The organism is Pseudomonas sp. Z4-7 (assembly GCF_051131965.1).
Lineage (GTDB): Bacteria > Pseudomonadota > Gammaproteobacteria > Pseudomonadales > Pseudomonadaceae > Aquipseudomonas.
The window spans coordinates 4,137,001-4,155,392 of the sequence record NZ_CP071642.1 but is presented as its reverse complement, the minus strand read 5'-3'; the positions used below and the strand labels follow the sequence as shown (position 1 = coordinate 4,155,392).

Here is an 18,392-nt window from a genome sequence, read left to right as displayed (position 1 = left end):
AAGAAGATCATGCAAAGCAGCAGCAACCTATTTCCTGTCGCCCTGATCAGCGCCGAGCGACGCGGTGATCTGAGCGAAGATGTGTATCGCCTGAAACCTGGCAACAGCCCGGACTACAGCGTCGAAGTGGCCGTTACCCGCCTGGGCATGGCCGATGCCGGCGAGGTCCGTGGTGTTCCGGTGATCCTGCTCCACGGCAGTTTTTCCAACCGGCGCTTCTGGTATTCGCCCAAGGGCCTGGGGCTTGGGGCGTACCTGGTGCGCCTGGGGTTCGATGTCTGGATTCCCGAGATGCGTGGCCATGGGTTATCCCAGCGCAACCAGGGCTACCGCAATAACCGGGTCGCGGACTACGCCCGTTACGATCTGCCGGCCATCGGCGCCTTTGTGCGCGAGCAAAGCGGGCAAGTGCCCCACTGGATTGGCCATTCGTTGGGTGGCATCACCCTGGCGGCAGCCTTGGGCGGCCATTACCTGGGCGAGCCCGCCGTGGCGTCGGCAGCTTTTTTCGGCACCCAGGTCAGCCGCACGTACTGGCCCTTGAAAATCCCCCCGGTGGAGTGGAGCGGGCGCTTCATTCTCAAGCGTTTTGCCCAATTGTCCGGCCCAAGGCTCAAACGCGGCCCGGAAGACGAGCCTATCGGCCTGGCTCTGGAGAGCATGCGCTGGTATGGCCTGTTCGGGCGTTTCGGCGATGCCGAGAAGAACTGGTGGGCTGGCCTTGCGGACGTGCAAGTGCCGGTACTGGCGGTGAGTGCCGCCGGCGATCAGCAGGATCCGACCTGGGCGTGTCGAAAACTTTTCGAGCAGATCGGTTCCGAGCGCAAGCAGTTTGTCTGCCTGGGCCGGGCGCAGGGCTTCGGTGAGGATTTCGGTCATGTCGAAATGCTTGTCAGCAAAGCCGCGCAAGCCGAGGTCTGGCCGCTGGTGGCGCGCTGGCTGGAAGATCAGCGCGCGCCGCTGTCGACAGAACAGCCTCGCCTGGCCGAAGCGGTTTGAGGGGAAGGCTCTGACAAGGGCATTCCGCTCTGGTCGGCTTGCGGCTAAGATATGACGCGCTACGTTATTTCGGTCACAAACGGTTATTCATTCAGCCAGACGTCCAACCCTTGCAGGAGCTGCCCGATGAACCATTACCTCACGCCCGACCTGTGCGATACCTACCCGGACCTGGTGCAGGTGTTGGAACCGATGTTCAGCAATTTCGGTGGCCGCGACTCCTTTGGTGGTGAAATCGTGACCATCAAGTGCTTCGAAGACAATTCACTGGTCAAGGAACAGGTTGAACTCGAAGGCAAGGGCAAGGTGCTGGTCGTCGACGGTGGCGGGTCGCTGCGGCGGGCCCTGTTGGGTGACATGCTGGCCGAGAAAGCGGCGAAGAATGGCTGGGAAGGGCTGGTGATCTACGGCTGCATCCGCGATGTCGACGTCATTGCCCAGACCGACCTCGGGGTCCAGGCCCTGGCCAGCCACCCGATGAAAACCGACAAGCGCGGCATTGGTGATCTTAATGTACCGGTGACCTTCGCTGGCGTGACGTTTCGCCCGGGCGAGTATGTCTATGCGGACAACAACGGCGTGATTGTTTCGCCGAGCCCGCTGAAAATGCCTGAATGAAGCGCTACAGCCATAAGGGATGAGGATGTTCGAGGAAGAAAACGCGCAGTGGGGATTGGTGCATGCCCTGGTGCTGGATGGTAAAGGCGGCGCGCGTTCGATAGCCCGGACCGAACTGGACGACTTGCAGTTGCAGGCTCATGAAAGCCTGTGGCTGCATTGGGACCGCAGTCATCCGCAAACCCACACGTGGTTGCGCAAATCCAGCGGCCTGAGCGAATTCAATTGCGACCTGTTGCTGGAAGAGAACACCCGGCCGCGCCTGCTGCCGCTGCCCAATGCCGAGCTGCTGCTGTTTCTTCGCGGGATCAACCTCAACCCGGGCGCGGAACCGGAAGACATGGTCTCGGTGCGCATCTTCGCCTCGGCCCAGCGGGTGATTTCCCTGCGTTTGCGCCCGTTGCGCGCCACCGATGAGTTGCTGGCGGAACTGGCCGAGGGCAAGGGGCCCAAGACGGCTTCGGAACTCATCCTTTATATGGCGCAATACCTGACCAACAAAGTCCAGGACCTGGTCACCTGTCTCTCGGAAATCGTCGACGGCGAGGAGGAAAAACTCGATACCGACGAACGGTACACTCCCGAGCACGACGCCATTTTGCATATCCGTCGAAGGGCGGCCGGACTGAAGCGATTCCTGGCCCCGCAGCGGGATATCTTCGGCCAGATGTCACGGATCAAATTGCCCTGGTTCGTCGAGGACGACGGCGACTACTGGAATGAATTGAACAACAGCCTGACCCGTTACCTGGAAGAGCTGGAGTTGACCCGGGAGCGCGTGGGGCTTGTGCTGGAGGCCGAGGACCGGCGTCTTTCGGTGCGCATGAACCGTACGATGTATCGCTTCGGCATCATCACCGGCATCTTTCTGCCGATGAGCTTTCTCACCGGGCTGCTGGGGATCAATGTCGGCGGCATTCCGTTTTCGGAAAGCCCCTACGGTTTCCTCGTTGCCTGCCTGTTGATGCTGTGCGTGGCCCTCGGGCAGTGGTGGCTGTTTCGCCGTTTGCGCTGGGTGTGACGAGGCTTCATGTGACCCGACGAAATCTGATCGCGTCTTCCACAGACATCACGAGAGGTGCGCGTATGCACGATCCGTTTGAACAGTCTCTGCGCGACATGCTCAAGGCCTCGCCGTCCAGCCGGGACGACGACGCATGCCTGGGACGCGTACTCAAAACCGCCAACCGTCAGGTTGGCGCCGGTGATCTTTTCAGCCTGCTGGGCCGCTGGCTGCCCGCGCTGATGATCGCTCTGAACAACGGGTCGGCCCATGTCTCGCCGGTCTCCCGTCGCAAACCCGTTACTCGCACCGCTGATAAGGCTGACTGAATATGGAACTTGATCTCTGGACCCAGAGCCTCGTCACGGCAATGACTGCGTTGTGGACCAAAGTGGCTAACTTCATCCCCAACCTCTTTGGCGCCCTGGTGGTGCTGTTGCTAGGTTTCGTGGTGGCCAAGCTCCTCGACACGCTGCTCTCAAAATTGCTCGCCAAACTTGGCCTTGACCGCCTGATGGGCGGTACCGGCCTGACCAAGTTGCTGTCGCGGGGCGGCATCCAGGTTCCGATCTCGACGCTGGTGGGCAAGATCGTCTACTGGTTCGTCCTCCTTATTTTTCTGGTTTCGGCGGCTGAGTCCCTGGGGCTGGAGCGGGTCTCGGCTACGCTCGACATGCTTGCGCTCTATCTGCCAAAGGTCTTCGGTGCCGCGTTGGTGCTGCTGGTGGGTGTACTGCTGGCGCAACTGGCCAACGGGCTGGTGCGTGGCGCGGCCGAGGGCGTCGGGCTGGACTATGCCTCGGGCGTTGGGCGTATCGCCCAGGGCCTGGTGATCATCATCAGTATTTCGGTTGCGATCAGCCAGTTGGAGGTCAAGACGGACCTGCTCAACCACGTGATCGTGATCGTCCTGATTACCGTTGGTCTGGCAGTCGCGCTGGCAATGGGGTTGGGGAGCCGGGAAATCGCCGGTCAGATTCTTGCGGGAATCTATGTGCGTGAATTGTATGAGGTTGGGCAACAAGTGCGTGTTGGCGAGGTCGAAGGCCAGATCGAAGAGATCGGCACGGTGAAAACCACATTGCTGACCGAGGAGGGCGAACTGGTATCGCTGTCTAATCGGATCCTGCTGGAGCAGCATGTGAGTAGCCGCTAACCCGGCAAATCCTGCTAATGTATGCCGCCGCAAAATGCCCGCCACGGCGGGTTGCGGCGCACATTGACCTAGACTGTCGGCCCGACTTGTTTTGAACAAACCCCAATCGCTATCCACGCGCTACGACCCCCGTGATCTCTCTGATGAGGAGTTGGTCGCGCGCGCGCATACGGAGCTGTTCCACGTCACGCGCGCCTATGAAGAGTTGATGCGCCGTTACCAGAGAACTTTATTTAACGTTTGTGCACGATATCTTGGGAACGATCGCGATGCTGATGATGTCTGTCAGGAGGTGATGTTGAAGGTGCTTTACGGGTTGAAGAACTTCGAGGGGAAATCGAAGTTCAAGACCTGGCTGTACAGCATCACCTACAACGAATGCATCACGCAGTATCGAAAGGAACGGCGAAAGCGTCGCTTGATGGACGCTTTGAGCCTGGACCCCCTCGAGGAAGCGTCTGAAGAGAAGGCGCCCAAGCCCGAGGAAAAGGGTGGGCTCGACCGCTGGCTGGTTTATGTGAACCCGATCGATCGGGAGATTCTGGTGCTACGATTTGTCGCAGAACTGGAATTCCAGGAGATCGCAGACATAATGCATATGGGTTTGAGCGCGACAAAAATGCGTTACAAGCGCGCGCTCGATAAGCTGCGTGAGAAATTTGCAGGCATTGCCGAAACTTAGTTCGGCGCAAATATCTCTTACGTGTAGGCAAGTTCTGATAGACTTGCCGCCGAGTTGTCCCCCGGTTTGCGGGACTGCTTCACAATCACCAGATGGGGATTTAACGGATGAAACTGAAAAACACCTTGGGCTTTGCCATTGGTTCTTTGATTGCTGCCACTTCGTTCGGCGCTCTGGCACAAGGCCAAGGCGCAGTTGAAATCGAAGGCTTCGCCAAGAAAGAAATGTTCGACAGCGCTCGTGATTTCAAGAACAACGGCAACCTGTTTGGCGGTTCGGTTGGTTACTTCCTGACCGACGACGTTGAACTGCGTCTGGCCTACGACGAAGTGCACAACGCACGTACCGACGACGGCACTAACGTCAAGGGCGCCAACACCGCTCTGGACGCTCTGTACCACTTCAACAACCCAGGCGACATGCTGCGTCCTTACGTCTCTGCCGGTTTCTCGGACCAGAGCATCGACCAGAATGGCAGCAACGGTCGTAACCGTTCTACCTTCGCCAACGTTGGTGGCGGCGCCAAGCTGTATTTCACTGACAACTTCTACGCCCGTGCCGGCGTTGAAGCTCAGTACAACATCGACCAGGGCGACACCGAGTGGGCGCCTAGCGTTGGTATCGGTGTGAACTTCGGTGGCGGTTCCAAGCCAGCCGCTGCTCCAGTTCCAGCACCTGCTGAAGTCTGCTCCGACAGCGACAACGATGGCGTGTGCGACAACGTCGACAAGTGCCCTGACACCCCAGCCAACGTAACCGTTGACGCTGATGGCTGCCCAGCTGTTGCTGAAGTCGTACGTGTTGAGCTGGACGTCAAGTTCGACTTCGACAAGTCGGTCGTTAAAGAAAACAGCTACGGCGACATCAAGAACCTGGCTGATTTCATGAAGCAGTACCCATCCACCAGCACCACTGTTGAAGGTCACACTGACTCCGTCGGTCCTGACGCTTACAACCAGAAGCTGTCCGAGCGTCGTGCAAACGCCGTCAAGCAGGTTCTGACCAACCAGTACGGTGTTGAATCGTCCCGCGTTCAGTCTGTTGGCTACGGCGAATCCCGCCCAGTTGCCGACAACGCCACTGAAGCTGGTCGTGCAGTTAACCGTCGCGTAGAAGCGCAGGTTGAAGCCCAAGCTAAGTAATTAGCCCAAAGCTTTGGAAAAGCCCGGCTCAGGCCGGGCTTTTCTTTGCCTGCGATTTGGTGGATCAGTGGCCGGGCTGGAAAAACCTGGAACCTGTGGGAGCGAGCCTGCTCGCGAATGCGGCTTTTCAACCGGCATATCTTTACCGGTCGTACTCCGATTCTATTGTGGGAGCGAGCTTGCTCGCGATGGCGGCCTGGCAGTCGGCCTGGGGTTTGTTGACGGGGTACATATCCGTTGCTGCGGTAACGGCTGCTTAGGGTTCCGCCCTTACGGCGGGTCACTTTTTTCAGACGCCAAAAAAGTAACCAAAAAGGCTTTGCCCCACCACTCGGCACCTCGCTTAGGCTCGGTGTGCCCTCACTCCGGCATTGCTCCGTGGGCCCGCCGCGAAGGGCCGTCCCTGGCCCAGCGCGGCTATCCCGGCATCCATGCCGGGATGCCCACTGCACAATGCCTGCGTTCGGCCAGCGTGGTTAACGGGGCGTTTCAGATCAAGATCAAGACCAAGATCAAGATCAGGATCAAGAGCAAGGCGGTCTGATAGGCGGTCTGTCTCTTCAGCTTTACCCCGATCTAACTGTGGGAGCGAGCCTGCTCGCGAATGCGGCTTTTCAACCGGCATATCTTTACCGGTCGTACTCCGATTCTATTGTGGGAGCGAGCTTGCTCGCGATGGCGGCCTGACAGTCGGCCTGGGGTTTGTTGACGGGGTACATATCCGTTGCTGCGGTAACGGCTGCTTAGGGTTCCGCCCTTACGGCGGGTCACTTTTTTCAGACGCCAAAAAAGTAACCAAAAACGCTTGCCCCACCACTCGGCACCTCGCCAAGGCTCGGTGTGCCCTCACTCCGGCATTGCTCCGTGGGCCCGCCGCGAAGGGCCGTCCCTGGCCCAGCGCGGCTATCCCGGCATCCATGCCGGGATGCCCACTGCACAATGCCTGCGTTCGGCCAGCGTGGTTAACGGGGCGTTTCAGATCAAGATCAAGATCAGGATCAGGATCAAGATCAAGATCAAGATCAAGGCGGTCTGATAGGCGGCCTGTCTCTTCAGCTTTACCCCGATCTAACTGTGGGAGCGAGCCTGCTCGCGAATGCGGCTTTTCAACCGGCATATCTTTACCGGACGTGCCCCGATTCTATTGTGGGAGCGAGCTTGCTCGCGATGGCGGCCTGACAGTCGGCCAGGGTTTAGTTGACTGGGTACATATCCGTTGCTGCTTTAACGGCTGCTTAGGGTTCCGCCCTTACGGCGGGTCACTTTTTTCAGACGCCAAAAAAGTAACCAAAAAGGCTTTGCCCCACCACTCGGCACCTCGCCAAGGCTCGGTGTGCCCTCACTCCGGCATTGCTCCGTGGGCCCGCCGCGAAGGGCCGTCCCTGGCCCAGCGCGGCTATCCCGGCATCCATGCCGGGATGCCCACTGCACAATGCCTGCGTTCGGCCAGCGTGGTTAACGGGGCGTTTCAGATCAAGATCAAGATCAGGATCAGGATCAAGATCAAGATCAAGGCGGTCTGATAGGCGGCCTGTCTCTTCAGCTTTACCCCGATCTAACTGTGGGAGCGAGCCTGCTCGCGAATGCGGCTTTTCAACCGGCATATCTTTACCGGACGTGCCCCGATTCTATTGTGGGAGCGAGCTTGCTCGCGATGGCGGCCTGACAGTCGGCCTGGGGTTTGTTGACGGGGTACATATCCATTGCTGCGGTCACGGCTGCTTAGGGTTCCGCCCTTACGGCGGGTCACTTTTTTCAGACGCCAAAAAAGTAACCAAAAAGGCTTTGCCCCACCACTCGGCACCTCGCTTAGGCTCGGTGTGCCCTCACTCCGGCATTGCTCCGTGGGCCCGCCGCGAAGGGCCGTCCCTGGCCCAGCGCGGCTATCCCGGCATCCATGCCGGGATGCCCACTGCACAATGCCTGCGTTCGGCCAGCGTGGTTAACGGGGCGTTTCAGATCAAGATCAAGATCAAGATCAAGATCAAGATCAGGATCAAGATCAAGATCAGGATCAGGATCAAGATCAGGATCAAGATCAGGATCAAGATCAGGATCAAGATCAAGATCAGGTTCAGGTTCAGGTTCAAGAGCGAGGCGGTCTGATAGGCGGCCTGTCTCTTCAGCTTTGCCCCGATCTAACTGTGGGAGCGAGCCTGCTCGCGAATGCGGTGTGTCAGTCGCCATTGAGGTTGCCGGTAGATTGCCATCGCGAGCAGGCTCGCTCCCACGTTGGGTAAGGGGTTGTCTGTTACTGGGCTGATGCCTGGGCGAAGACCGGCGGGGAGGCAGCCAGTTCGGCTGCACCGGCCACCGCGCCAATTACCAGGATCGCCGGGCTCTTGAGTTGAAACGCGACGGCATCGGTCTCCATCGAGGCCAGGTCGCTGCGGCAGTCACGTTGATGGGGCAGGGAGGCGTTTTCGATCATCGCTACCGGCGTGTCCGCTGCCAGTCCGCCGGCCAGCAGTTGCTCGCGGATCTCGCTCAGTTTCGCCACGCCCATGTACACCACCAAGGTCGTGCCACTTTGCGCCAGGGCTTGCCAGTTCAGGCTGCTGCCGTCCTGGGTGTGAGCCGTTACCAGGGTCACGCCCCGGGCAACCCCGCGCAGGGTCAGTGGGATGTCGCACTGGGTCGCGCCCGCAAGACCGGCGGTGATGCCATTGACCAGCTCCACCTCGACACCGTGCTCGCGCAGCCACTGGGCTTCTTCACCGCCCCGGCCGAAGATGCACGGGTCGCCGCCTTTGAGGCGCACCACGCATTTGCCTTGGCGGGCATAACGCAACATCAGCCGGTGGATGAACGCCTGGGGAGTGGAGCGGCAGCCGCCGCGCTTGCCGACGGCGATGATGCGCGCACTGGGGCAATGCTCCAGCACCGCGTCGTTGACCAGGTCGTCGATCAACACCACGTCGGCCTCGCCCAGGGCGCGCACGGCTTTGAGGGTCAGCAATTCAGGGTCGCCAGGACCCGCACCTACCAGCCAGACTTTTGCGTTCATAGTGTTTTCCTCACGAGATAGCGGCGACCGGTTGCGCGGTGGCAACCAGCAGGCGCTTGATTTCCGGTACGCAGGAACCGCACTGCGTGCCGCAGCCCAGTTCTTTTTTCAGGCCCTGCAAATCCAGGCCGCGCTCGATGCCCGCGCAAACCGCACGCTGGCTGACATTCATGCAGTTGCACAGCGTCTTCCCACCAGCCGTGGCGGCGCCGGTGTTACCCGGCGGTGCGCTCAAGGGGGCCAGCAGCCAGCGCCGCAACTGGTCGTCGGCGCGCCCTTCCAACCAGAGGTTTTGCAACCAGTGCCGGGCCAGGGTTTCGCCGGCCAGGCGAATGGCGGTGATGCGGCTGTTTTCGATCCGTACCCGCTTGCCAATGGCGCGGCGCGGGTCGTCATAGGCCAGGACCGGACCTTCGATCAGTCCCAGCTGTTCGTCGATCGCCTGCAAAAGCTGCGGTTCGGGCGCCACGGCGCTGGCAGCGCGTATCAGCAACGCGGGACGGTCGCGGCCGGTCAGGCTAAGGCTGACGTAGGCAAACGCCTCACACAGCGGACGCAACACCTCCAGATGCTGTTGAACATTGCCTTCAACCAGAGCGAAAAGCTGCCAGGGCAGGTTCACCGGTTCCAGGCGTACGCCGCTGTGCTTGAGTTCCGGCTGTTTCGACAACGGGTCGAATGCCGGTTGAGTCAGGGTGTTGACCCCGCCCTTGAGAAACCGGTCGCCCCAGTGCATGGGCAGGAAGGCCTGGCCGGGGCGCACGCTGTCGTCGCTGTCCACGGCCACGATCACGCTGCCGCGACGGCTCTTGAGGCTGACCAGGTCGCCAGACTGCAGGCGATGGCGAAGCAATTCGTCGGGATGCAGGCTGAGCACCGCTTCGTTCACATGGCCGAATAACTGCGCGGCGGTACCGGTACGGCTCATCCCGTGCCACTGGTCGCGCAGCCGACCGGTGTTCAGCGTCAGGGGGTAGCGTGCGTCGCGCAATTCCTTGGCGGCGCGATAAGGGTCGGCCACGAATCGGGCGCGGCCGCTGTCAGTCGGGAAAATCCCGTCCCCGTACAAGCGCGCCGTTCCGACCGTGGCGCCCTCCGGGAAGGGCCATTGCTGAGGGCCGAGGCGGTCGATCACGTCATGGCTGATGCCGGACAGGTCCAGGTCGCGGCCACGGGTCAGTGGCTTGTATTCATCGAACAAATGGGCCGGGGTTTCAAAGGCGAACAGGCTGGGCTGGCCGGGGCGCAGGCGTTTCTCCAGTCGTTGTGCGAAATCCACCGTGATCGCCCAGTCCGGCCGAGCTTCACCCGGTGCGTTTATCGCCCGGCGAACGTGGGAAATGCGTCGTTCGGAGTTGGTGACCGAGCCTTCTTTTTCGCCCCAACTGGCCGCCGGCAGCAGCAGGTCGGCAAAGGCGGCGGTTTCGGTAGTCCGGAAGGCCTCTTGCAACACCACGAACGGGCAGGCTTGCAGGGCTTCGCGGACGGCGGCCTGGTCCGGCATCGACTGGGCCGGGTTGGTGCAGGCGATCCACAGGGCCTTGATCTTGCCGCTGCGAACCTGCTCGAACAATTCGATGGCGCTCAAGCCGGTGGTGCTTGGCAGTTGCTCAACGCCCCAATAGCTGGCGACCTCGGCGCGATGCTCCGGATTGCCGGCTTCGCGATGGCCCGGCAGTAGGTTGGACAGGCTGCCGGTTTCGCGGCCGCCCATGGCGTTGGGCTGGCCGGTCAGCGAGAACGGTCCCGCGCCCGGTCGGCCGATCTGGCCGGTGGCCAGGTGCAGATTGATCAGCGCGCTGTTTTTTGCGCTGCCGGCAGTCGACTGGTTCAAGCCCATGCACCACAACGAGAGGAAACTTGGCGAGGTGCCGACCCACTCGGCGCATTGGTGCAGTTGCTCGACGCTGATCCCGCACAGCTGGGCAACCATGGCGGGGGTGTAGTCGCGCACCAGGTTCTTCAGGTCCGCCAGGCCTTCGGTGTGGGCCTTGATGAAGCTGCGGTCGACCCAGTCTTCCCACAGCAGCAGATGCAAGATCCCGTGGAACAAGGCGACATCGGTGCCAGGCAGGATCGCCAGGTGCAGGTCTGCCAGGTCGCAGGTGTCGGTGCGCCGAGGGTCGATGACGATGACTTTCATCTGCGGCCGGCGGGATTTGGCTTCTTCGAGCCGACGAAACAGGATGGGATGGGCGTAGGCCATGTTACTGCCGACGATCATCACGCAGTCGCTCAGCTCCAGATCCTCATAGCTGCACGGTGGCGCGTCGGCGCCCAGGCTGCGCTTGTAGCCCACCACGGCGGAAGACATGCACAGCCGGGAATTGCTGTCGATGTTGTTGGTACCGACCAGCGCCCGGGCGAGTTTGTTGAAGGCGTAGTAATCCTCGGTCAGCAGTTGGCCGGAGATGTAGAAGGCCACGCTGTCCGGTCCGTGTTCGGCAATCGTCTCGGCGAAGACGTTGGCGGCATGGTCCAGGGCGCTGTCCCAATCGGTACGGCCACGGGCCAGGCCTTTGCCCAGCCGCAGTTCGGGATAGAGGGCGCGCGCGGCGAGGTCGCCGGTCAAGTGCAGGGTCGAGCCCTTGCTGCACAGTTTGCCGAAGTTGGCCGGATGGGTGGGATCGCCACTGACGCCGAGAATACGCTCGCCGTCATGTTCGATCAGCACGCCGCAACCGACCCCGCAATAACAGCAGGTCGAGGCAGTCGTCTGGCGGTTCATCAGCTTGCGTCCCGCAGGGCCAGCATCACCCGGCCGTTCTCGACGCGGGCCGAATGATGATGGGCGCAGCCCACGTCCGGGGCCTGGGCCTCACCGGTTTCCAGATCGATCTGCCAGTTGTGCAGCGGGCAGGCCACGCGCTTGCCGTAGATCAATCCTTGGGACAGCGGACCGCCCTTGTGCGGGCAACGGTCGTCGAGTGCGAATACTTCATCGTCGCTGGTGCGAAAAATCGCGATATCGCCTTTCGGCCCGTTGATGATGCGTGAGCCCAAGGCGTTGATGTCTTCCAGCGCGCAGATATCCAGCCAGTTCATGCCAGTACCTCCAGGTTCTTCACGGGGATGACCTCGAACTCTTTTTTCAGTTGCGGTTGTTCCAGCCGTTGTTTCCAGGGGTCCTGCTCCAGCGACAGGGAAAACTTCAGGCGCTCGTGCAGGGCCTTGCGCCGCTCCGGGTCTTCCAGCACGGCTTTCTTGATGTGTTCCATGCCGACGCGCTGCATGTAGTGCACGGTGCGTTCGAGGTAGAAGGCTTCTTCGCGGTACAACTGCAGGAAGGCGCCGTTGTATTCGCGCACTTCTTCGGCGGTCTTGAGCTTGACGAAAAACTCGGCGACTTCGGTCTTGATCCCGCCGTTGCCACCGATGTACATCTCCCAGCCGGAATCTACGCCGATGATGCCGACGTCCTTGATGCCAGCTTCCGAGCAGTTGCGTGGGCAACCGGAGACCGCCAGCTTCACCTTGTGCGGCGACCACATGTTGAACAGGTCGTGCTCCAGCTCGATGCCCAATTGGGTGGAATTCTGCGTGCCGAAGCGGCAGAACTCGCTGCCCACGCAAGTCTTCACGGTGCGAATGGATTTGCCATAGGCGTGGCCGGACGGCATGTCGAGGTCTTTCCAGACGCCGGGCAGGTCTTGCTTCCTGATGCCCAGCAGGTCGATACGCTGGCCGCCGGTGACCTTGACCATGGGCACGTTGTATTTGTCGGCCACGTCGGCGATGCGGCGCAGCTCGGATGGGTTGGTCACGCCGCCCCACATCCGTGGGACCACCGAGTAGGTGCCGTCCTTCTGGATGTTGGCGTGGGCGCGTTCGTTGATCAGGCGCGACTGCGGGTCATCCTGGGCTTCGCCGGGCCAGGTGGAAATCAGGTAGTAGTTCAGGGCCGGACGGCAAGTGGCGCAGCCGTTCGGCGTGCGCCAGTTCAAGTAGCCCATGGTCCCGGCGATGGTCAGCAGGTGCTGGTCGCGGATCGCCTGGCGGATCTGCCCATGGTTGAGGTCGCTGCAACCGCAGATGGCTTTTTCGCTTTTTGGCTTCACGTCCGCCGCGCCGCCGACGGTGTTGATCAGGATCTGTTCCACCAGGCCGGCGCAGGAGCCGCAGGAGCTCGCGGCCTTGGTGTGCTTTTTCACGTCATCGACGCTGAACAGGCCGTGTTCCTGGATCGCCTTGACGATGGTGCCCTTGCACACGCCATTGCAGCCGCAGACTTCGGCGGTGTCGGCCATGCTCATGGCTTTGTCCTGGCCTTGGTGGCCGACGTCGCCTAAAGCGTTTTCCCCAAACATCAGGTGATCGCGGATCTCGCTGATGCCGTGGTTCTCACGGATCTGGCGGAAATACCAGCCGCCGTCCGCGGTATCACCGTACAGGCAGGCACCCACCAACACGTCATCCTTGATCACCAGTTTCTTGTAGACGCCACCGATCGGGTCGGAAAGGGTGATGGTCTCGGTGCCTTCGCCGCCCATGAAGTCGCCGGCGGAAAACAGGTCGATGCCGGTGACTTTCAACTTGGTTGACGTCACCGAACCCTTGTAAGTGGCGAAGCCCAGTTGCGCGAGGTGATTGGCGCAGACCTTGGCTTGCTCGAACAGCGGCGCCACCAGGCCATAGGCGGTGCCGCGATGGTTGGCGCACTCGCCGATGGCGTAGATGCGCGGGTCATAGGTTTGCATCGTGTCGTTGACGAGGATTCCGCGATTGCACGGAATGCCCGATTTTTCCGCCAGTTCGGTATTGGGCCGGATACCGGCAGCCATCACCACCAGGTCGGCGGGAATGATGTCACCGTTCTTGAACTGGACCGAGCCGACCCGGCCGTTGCCGGCGTCGTGCAAGGCCTGGGTCTGCTCGCTGAGGCGGAATTTCAGTCCACGGTTTTCCAGGGCGGTTTGCAGCAGCTGGCCGCTGGTCTTGTCCAGTTGGCGTTCCAGCAGCCATTCGCCGATGTGCACCACGGTCACGTCCATGCCGCGCAGTTTCAAGCCATTGGCGGCTTCCAGGCCGAGCAGGCCGCCACCGATGACCACCGCGTGTTTGTGGGTCTTGGCCGTATTGATCATGGCCTGGGTGTCGGCGATGTCGCGGTAGCCGATCACGCCATCCAGAGTGTTGCCAGGGATCGGCAGGATGAACGGCGTGGAGCCGGTGGCGATGAGCAGGCGATCGTATTCGGCTTCGCTGCCGTCTTCGGCGATGACCCGGCGCTTGACCCGGTCGATCTCCACCACCTTGCGGTTGAGCAGCAGCTTGATGTTGTTGTCCAGGTACCAGCTCAGGTCGTTGAGCACGATTTCTTCGAATGTCTGTTCCCCGGCCAGCACGGGCGAGAGCAGGATGCGGTTGTAGTTGGTGTGGGGCTCGGCGCCGAAGACCGTGATGTCGTAGAGCTCGTTGCTCAGTTTGAGCAGTTCCTCGAGGGTGCGAACCCCGGCCATGCCGTTGCCGATCATTACCAGTTTGAGTTTTTTCATCAGGGTTCTCCGCAAGCCCAGACCGGTTTCGTCACGTTTCATCACGGCGTTCGGGCTGGCTCGGCAATTTTTTCGAAAACAAAAAAAGGCGTCTCGCTAGCAAACTAGCGAGGACGCCTTTGTCCTGGTCCCGTTCTCTCGGGAAGCACCGCCTTCATCGTTGGAGGCGTTGCTTTATGTATGGTGGAAGAGGTTATGCAGTGGTTGTGCCAAGTGGCGCGAGGGCTTGGATTTACTGGAGGAGGCGCGGATTGGCCGCGTTGCGGGGGGATTTATTGCACCGAATCAAAGCGTGTTGCCCGGTAATGGAGCGTGGCAGGGCTGGCGAGAAGGCTTTTGTGGCGAGGGAGCTTGCTCCCGCTGGGCTGCGAAGCAGACCCAAAAAAACGGCGACCGCTGCGCGCTCGAGCGGGAGCAAGCTCCCTCGCCACGGTGGTTATGAGTGAAACACCAAGAACAACAACACAACATTCACCACCAACGACACCAGTGCCAACGTCCGCCAGACCTTCAGCGGCTCCCGCTCAAGCAATGGCCGGGGCCTTACGCTCAAGCTTCGCCGCTCGCCCTGTTCCAGCTGCAACAGCCATTCTTCAGCCGTTTCAAAGCGCTGCGCAGGGTCTGCCGCCACGGCGCGTTCCAGGCTTTGCCCGAGCCATTCGGGCAGGTCCGGTCGATAACGATTGGCGCTCACGGGCACACCAAAGCGCGGTCGCTGGAAGGCTTCGATTTCGCCGTAGGGGTAATGCCCGGTCAGCAGGAAATACAAGGTCACGCCGACCGCATACAAATCCTGTTGCGCCGTCGGCGCGGCGCCGCCGAAGGCTTCCGGCGCTATGTAGCTGGGGGTGCCAGGCAAAACGTTGGCCTGGTCTTCGGACAAACCGGGGCAGTACGCCAGGCCAAAATCCAGCAAGCGCAACTCCCCATCGTCGCCCTGGTGCAGGTTTTCCGGCTTGATGTCGCGGTGGTAGATCTGTCTTCGATGCAACAGGCCCACCGCGCGCACCAGTCGCTGCGCCAGCTCCAGCCATTGAGCCAGGGGCAACGGACCGCTTTGGTTGAACAGCTCGGCCAGGGTCACGCCCGAATATTCACGCATCACGTAGTACAGATGTTGGCGCTGGGGGACGCCATGCACCTCCGGAAACTGCCGACCCGCGACCCGCTTGAGAAACCATTCCTCCGACAACAGCGCCTGGCCGGCGCGGGTGTCGTCCCGTAGCTGCACGGGCAAGGTTTTCAACAGCCAGGATTGGCCGTGACCATCGTGTACCCGGTAGAGCAACGACTGCTGGCTCTGGCCGAGCAGGCTTTCGATCTGCCAGCCTTCGAACACCTGGCCAGCCTTCAGTGCAGGGGGCAGCGGCCACTGTTGCAGTTGGATCAGCGCGTCGCCGATGCTCGCTTCGCCCACCGCATCGACCCGCACCAACAGCGCGCTGGCGTTGTCCTGGCTACCGGCCAGGTGCGCGGCGTTGACCAGCGTCTGCGCCGCGCGATCCAGGTCCGGCTGGTCGCGCAGGATGCCGGCAATGGCCGTGTCTCCCAGTACCGCCCAGACGCCGTCGCTGAGCAGCACGAAGGTTTCATCTTCACGCAGCTCACCGTCGAGGAAGTCGAGTATCAAATGCTGATCCAGCCCCAAGGCACGCTTGAGCACATGTTGCATGCCCTGTTGTTCCCAGACGTGATCTTCGCTGACCCGTTGCAAATGGTCGGCGTGCCATCGGTAGACCCGGCAATCGCCGACGTGCGCCAGGGTGAAGCGCCGCCCCCGCAGGACCAGCGCGCTGACCGTGGTCAGCAGCGGTTGACCGCCGCCGTTGGCTTGCAGCCAGCGATTCTGCGCCAGCAGCAGCCGGTCCAGCGCCTGGGCCACGCCCCAGGTCTGCGGCGTGGAATAGTAGTCCAGGGCGAGTGCCTGCAAGGTCGAACGCGCGGCCAATCCGCCATCGGCGCATTGGCTCACGCCGTCGGCGATGGCGAACAGGTAACCCTTGCTGGCGGCCAGGGTCGGGGCGGGAGTGACCAGGCGCAGGGCGTCCTGGTTTTCCTCTCGGGGACCCGTGGCGCTGGCTTCGGCAAAACTCAGTTGCAGGCTCATGGTTGCAGGTTATACCCGAGCCGCGGTGACCGCTGCCGAACCCCAGGTGGTCCTCCAGCGACGCTTGACCCCGTGCAGGCCGAACCAGGCCAGCACACCGAGGCTGGCGAACAACCACAGCGCCAGCTGGTAGCTGCCGGTGCTCTGCTTGATCGCGCCCATGCCCGCCGCCAGGGCGAAGCCGCCGATGCCGCCGGCCATGCCGATCAGCCCGGTCATCACGCCGATCTCGCGACGGAAACGTTGTGGCACCAGTTGGAACACCGCGCCGTTGCCCGCCCCCAGGCCGAGCATGGTGCAGACGAACAGGGCCAGCGCCGCATAGGAACTCGGCAGGTTGAAGCCGACCGCGGCGATGCAGACAGCCGCCACGGTGTACATGCCCAGCAAGGTGCGGATGCCGCCGAAACGGTCCGCCAGCGCGCCACCCAAGGGCCGCATCAGGCTGCCACCGAAAACGCAGGCCGCGGTGTAGTAGCCGGCGGTCACCGGGCTCAGGCCATATTGGTCGTTGAAGTAGCCGGGCAGGGCGCTGGCCAGGCCGATGAAGCCGCCGAAGGTCACGCTGTAGAAGAACATGAACCACCAGCTGTCGCGGTCACCGAGGGCCTTGAGGTAGTCAGCCATGGATTTGGCCTTGGGCCGCTCCGGTGCGTTCTTGGCCAGCCAGGCGAACAGGACCAGGGTAATCACCAGCGGGATCACCGCGAAGCCGAACACGTTGGTCCAGCCGAAGGCCACCGCCATCACCGGAGCGATCAACGCGGCAAGCACGGTACCCGAGTTACCGGCACCGGCGATGCCCATGGCCTTGCCCTGGTGCTGTGGTGGATACCACTGGGAAGCCAGCGGCAGGGCCACGGCGAACGAAGCGCCGGCCACGCCCAGAAACAGGCCCAGCAGCAGGGCTTGTTCGTAGCTGTGGATGCCCAGTTTCCAGGCGCAGAACAGCGCGCCGATCACGATCACCTGGCCGACCATGCCGGCGGTCTTCGGTGAAATGCGGTCCGCCAGCAGGCCCATGAACAGGCGCAGCACGGCGCCGGCGAGGATTGGCGTCGCGACCATCAGGCCGCGTTGCTGGGTGGTCAGGTGCAGGTCGGCGGAGATCTGTACCGCCAATGGGCCGAGCAGGTACCAGACCATGAAGCTCAGGTCGAAATAGAGGAAGGCCGCGAACAATGTCGGGGTGTGGCCGGATTTCCAGAAGCTTGAATTCATCGCGCACCTCAGCTGTAAAAGTCTCGAGAAATGAGTCAGTGCTTTGAGCAGTGCGCCGTCTGTGGTCGCACCACCGGCCCCGCGGGGCCAAAACAAAAAAACGCCGCAACCCGGATCGCCAGAGAGGCGAGGAGGGTTTGCGACGTCTTTGTCGTAGGTGGGGCAACCGCCGTTGGTTACCTGTGGGGTTGTTTAAGCGAGATCTGTGCCAACCTGCGAGGTTCGGGGGAGGCCTTCGCGAGCAGGCTCGCTCCCACAGTCGATCGGTGGGGTGCACAAATGCTGTGTTCACCCAGACCCACATGGAATCAGAGTGTTCTCCGAACCTGTGGGAGCGAGCCTGCTCGCGAAGGCGTCTGGCCAGGCGCTACAAGGCTTTCAGCCGAGCAACTCGTTCATGGCAATGATCTGCTCCGCCACCTGGATCAGCTTCTGCTGGCGGCTCATGGCCTGGCGGCGCATCAGGGTGTAGGCCTGTTCCTCGTTGCAGTCCTTCATTTTCATCAGCATGCCCTTGGCCAGTTCGATGCGCTTGCGTTCGGCCAGTTGCTGGTCCCGGGCCAGGAGTTGCGCACGCAGGGCCTGGTCGCTTTCGAAGCGGGCCATGGCCACGTCGAGGATCGGTTGCAGGCGTGCGGCATGGATGCCTTCGACGATGTAGGCGCTGACGCCTGACTTGATCGCCTGCCGCATCACATCCGGGTCGTGCTCGTCGGTAAACATGACGATCGGTCGTGGCTGGTCACGACTGACCAGCACCACTTGCTCCATGACGTCGCGCCCGGGTGACTCGGTATCGATCAGGATCACGTCCGGACGCACCGTTTCGACGCGCGCCGGCAGGTCGATGGTCAATCCGGATTCGTCGATCACTTCGAATCCGCCTTCAATCAGGGCCGCCTTGAGACGCCCGACTTTTTTCGCGGTGTCGTTGATCAGCAGGATACGCAGCATAATCGAGG

General features: G+C 61.6%; 18 protein-coding genes. 11 read left to right on the top strand and 7 right to left on the bottom strand.

What is annotated here, in order from left to right:
• Positions 1 to 9 precede the first annotated feature (9 nt).
• The 11 genes from J3P91_RS18630 to J3P91_RS18580 all read left to right on the top strand — a co-directional run bounded on the left by J3P91_RS18630 (position 10) and on the right by J3P91_RS18580 (position 7,706).
• On the top strand, positions 10 to 999 hold the full coding sequence (locus J3P91_RS18630) for an alpha/beta fold hydrolase (protein WP_434601380.1): 990 nt from the start codon (positions 10 to 12) through the stop codon (positions 997 to 999).
• Between the two features lie 126 nt (positions 1,000 to 1,125).
• Entirely contained in the window at positions 1,126 to 1,617 is a 492-nt protein-coding gene (gene rraA, locus J3P91_RS18625; protein ID WP_305499847.1) for a ribonuclease E activity regulator RraA, read from the top strand.
• 25 nt (positions 1,618 to 1,642) lie between these two features.
• Positions 1,643 to 2,638 (top strand): zinc transporter ZntB, encoded by a 996-nt coding sequence (locus J3P91_RS18620; protein ID WP_434572885.1) that lies wholly within the window; start codon positions 1,643 to 1,645, stop codon positions 2,636 to 2,638.
• Between the two features lie 65 nt (positions 2,639 to 2,703).
• The gene (locus J3P91_RS18615) at positions 2,704 to 2,949 is read left to right on the top strand and encodes a hypothetical protein (RefSeq protein WP_014337331.1); all 246 of its coding nucleotides are present in this window, start codon (positions 2,704 to 2,706) and stop codon (positions 2,947 to 2,949) included.
• Between the two features lie 2 nt (positions 2,950 to 2,951).
• Positions 2,952 to 3,776, top strand: coding sequence for a mechanosensitive ion channel family protein (locus J3P91_RS18610; RefSeq protein ID WP_305499852.1), 825 nt, complete (start codon positions 2,952 to 2,954; stop codon positions 3,774 to 3,776).
• Between the two features lie 91 nt (positions 3,777 to 3,867).
• On the top strand, positions 3,868 to 4,458 hold the full coding sequence (gene sigX, locus J3P91_RS18605; RefSeq protein ID WP_025212681.1) for an RNA polymerase sigma factor SigX: 591 nt from the start codon (positions 3,868 to 3,870) through the stop codon (positions 4,456 to 4,458).
• Positions 4,459 to 4,565: 107 nt separating this feature from the next.
• Complete coding sequence (locus J3P91_RS18600) at positions 4,566 to 5,600, top strand: OmpA family protein (RefSeq protein WP_058542369.1); 1,035 nt, start codon at positions 4,566 to 4,568, stop codon at positions 5,598 to 5,600.
• A 352-nt stretch (positions 5,601 to 5,952) separates the two neighbouring features.
• The gene (locus J3P91_RS18595; protein ID WP_434605253.1) at positions 5,953 to 6,144 is read left to right on the top strand and encodes a nucleoid-structuring protein H-NS; all 192 of its coding nucleotides are present in this window, start codon (positions 5,953 to 5,955) and stop codon (positions 6,142 to 6,144) included.
• Between the two features lie 261 nt (positions 6,145 to 6,405).
• A complete protein-coding gene (locus tag J3P91_RS18590) occupies positions 6,406 to 6,636 on the top strand; it encodes a nucleoid-structuring protein H-NS (protein WP_434605252.1) in 231 nt (76 codons plus the stop codon).
• A gap of 295 nt (positions 6,637 to 6,931) precedes the next feature.
• Positions 6,932 to 7,123: a nucleoid-structuring protein H-NS gene (locus J3P91_RS18585; RefSeq protein WP_434605250.1), complete on the top strand. Its 192-nt coding sequence runs from the start codon at positions 6,932 to 6,934 to the stop codon at positions 7,121 to 7,123.
• 295 nt (positions 7,124 to 7,418) lie between these two features.
• Positions 7,419 to 7,706 carry a hypothetical protein gene (locus J3P91_RS18580; RefSeq protein ID WP_434605248.1) on the top strand — a complete coding sequence of 96 codons (288 nt, stop codon included), beginning with the start codon at positions 7,419 to 7,421 and terminating at the stop codon, positions 7,704 to 7,706.
• A 145-nt stretch (positions 7,707 to 7,851) separates the two neighbouring features.
• Here the strand turns inward: J3P91_RS18580 and cobA are convergent, their stop codons facing one another.
• The 7 genes from cobA to J3P91_RS18545 form a co-directional block, all read right to left on the bottom strand.
• Positions 7,852 to 8,607 carry a uroporphyrinogen-III C-methyltransferase gene (gene cobA / locus J3P91_RS18575; protein WP_434601379.1) on the bottom strand — a complete coding sequence of 252 codons (756 nt, stop codon included), beginning with the start codon at positions 8,605 to 8,607 and terminating at the stop codon, positions 7,852 to 7,854.
• A 10-nt stretch (positions 8,608 to 8,617) separates the two neighbouring features.
• On the bottom strand, positions 8,618 to 11,335 hold the full coding sequence (locus J3P91_RS18570) for a nitrate reductase (protein WP_434601378.1): 2,718 nt from the start codon (positions 11,333 to 11,335) through the stop codon (positions 8,618 to 8,620).
• Positions 11,335 to 11,652, bottom strand: a complete 318-nt coding sequence (gene nirD, locus J3P91_RS18565; RefSeq protein WP_434572891.1) for a nitrite reductase small subunit NirD — start codon at positions 11,650 to 11,652, stop codon at positions 11,335 to 11,337. The genes J3P91_RS18570 and nirD overlap by 1 nt, the downstream gene beginning before the upstream one ends.
• The gene (nirB, locus tag J3P91_RS18560; protein WP_434601377.1) at positions 11,649 to 14,102 is read right to left on the bottom strand and encodes a nitrite reductase large subunit NirB; all 2,454 of its coding nucleotides are present in this window, start codon (positions 14,100 to 14,102) and stop codon (positions 11,649 to 11,651) included. The genes nirD and nirB overlap by 4 nt, the downstream gene beginning before the upstream one ends.
• A gap of 436 nt (positions 14,103 to 14,538) precedes the next feature.
• Entirely contained in the window at positions 14,539 to 16,209 is a 1,671-nt protein-coding gene (locus J3P91_RS18555) for a protein kinase domain-containing protein (protein ID WP_434601376.1), read from the bottom strand.
• Between the two features lie 9 nt (positions 16,210 to 16,218).
• On the bottom strand, positions 16,219 to 17,430 hold the full coding sequence (locus J3P91_RS18550) for a nitrate/nitrite transporter (RefSeq protein ID WP_305499861.1): 1,212 nt from the start codon (positions 17,428 to 17,430) through the stop codon (positions 16,219 to 16,221).
• Positions 17,431 to 17,808: 378 nt separating this feature from the next.
• Positions 17,809 to 18,384 (bottom strand): ANTAR domain-containing response regulator, encoded by a 576-nt coding sequence (locus J3P91_RS18545; RefSeq protein WP_434601375.1) that lies wholly within the window; start codon positions 18,382 to 18,384, stop codon positions 17,809 to 17,811.
• Positions 18,385 to 18,392: the final 8 nt, after the last annotated feature.

What these genes read in the sequence shown, in the direction of transcription:
- rraA (WP_305499847.1), top strand. Translation starts at nt 1,126, where the DNA reads ATGAACCATTACCTCACGCCCGACCTGTGCGATACCTACCCGGACCTG.
- nirD (WP_434572891.1), bottom strand. Translation starts at nt 11,652, where the DNA reads ATGAACTGGCTGGATATCTGCGCGCTGGAAGACATCAACGCCTTGGGC.
- J3P91_RS18610 (WP_305499852.1), top strand. Translation starts at nt 2,952, where the DNA reads ATGGAACTTGATCTCTGGACCCAGAGCCTCGTCACGGCAATGACTGCG.
- J3P91_RS18570 (WP_434601378.1), bottom strand. Translation starts at nt 11,335, where the DNA reads ATGAACCGCCAGACGACTGCCTCGACCTGCTGTTATTGCGGGGTCGGT.
- J3P91_RS18630 (WP_434601380.1), top strand. Translation starts at nt 10, where the DNA reads ATGCAAAGCAGCAGCAACCTATTTCCTGTCGCCCTGATCAGCGCCGAG.
- J3P91_RS18600 (WP_058542369.1), top strand. Translation starts at nt 4,566, where the DNA reads ATGAAACTGAAAAACACCTTGGGCTTTGCCATTGGTTCTTTGATTGCT.
- nirB (WP_434601377.1), bottom strand. Translation starts at nt 14,102, where the DNA reads ATGAAAAAACTCAAACTGGTAATGATCGGCAACGGCATGGCCGGGGTT.
- J3P91_RS18545 (WP_434601375.1), bottom strand. Translation starts at nt 18,384, where the DNA reads ATGCTGCGTATCCTGCTGATCAACGACACCGCGAAAAAAGTCGGGCGT.
- J3P91_RS18550 (WP_305499861.1), bottom strand. Translation starts at nt 17,430, where the DNA reads ATGAATTCAAGCTTCTGGAAATCCGGCCACACCCCGACATTGTTCGCG.
- J3P91_RS18615 (WP_014337331.1), top strand. Translation starts at nt 2,704, where the DNA reads ATGCACGATCCGTTTGAACAGTCTCTGCGCGACATGCTCAAGGCCTCG.
- J3P91_RS18555 (WP_434601376.1), bottom strand. Translation starts at nt 16,209, where the DNA reads ATGAGCCTGCAACTGAGTTTTGCCGAAGCCAGCGCCACGGGTCCCCGA.
- cobA (WP_434601379.1), bottom strand. Translation starts at nt 8,607, where the DNA reads ATGAACGCAAAAGTCTGGCTGGTAGGTGCGGGTCCTGGCGACCCTGAA.
- J3P91_RS18620 (WP_434572885.1), top strand. Translation starts at nt 1,643, where the DNA reads ATGTTCGAGGAAGAAAACGCGCAGTGGGGATTGGTGCATGCCCTGGTG.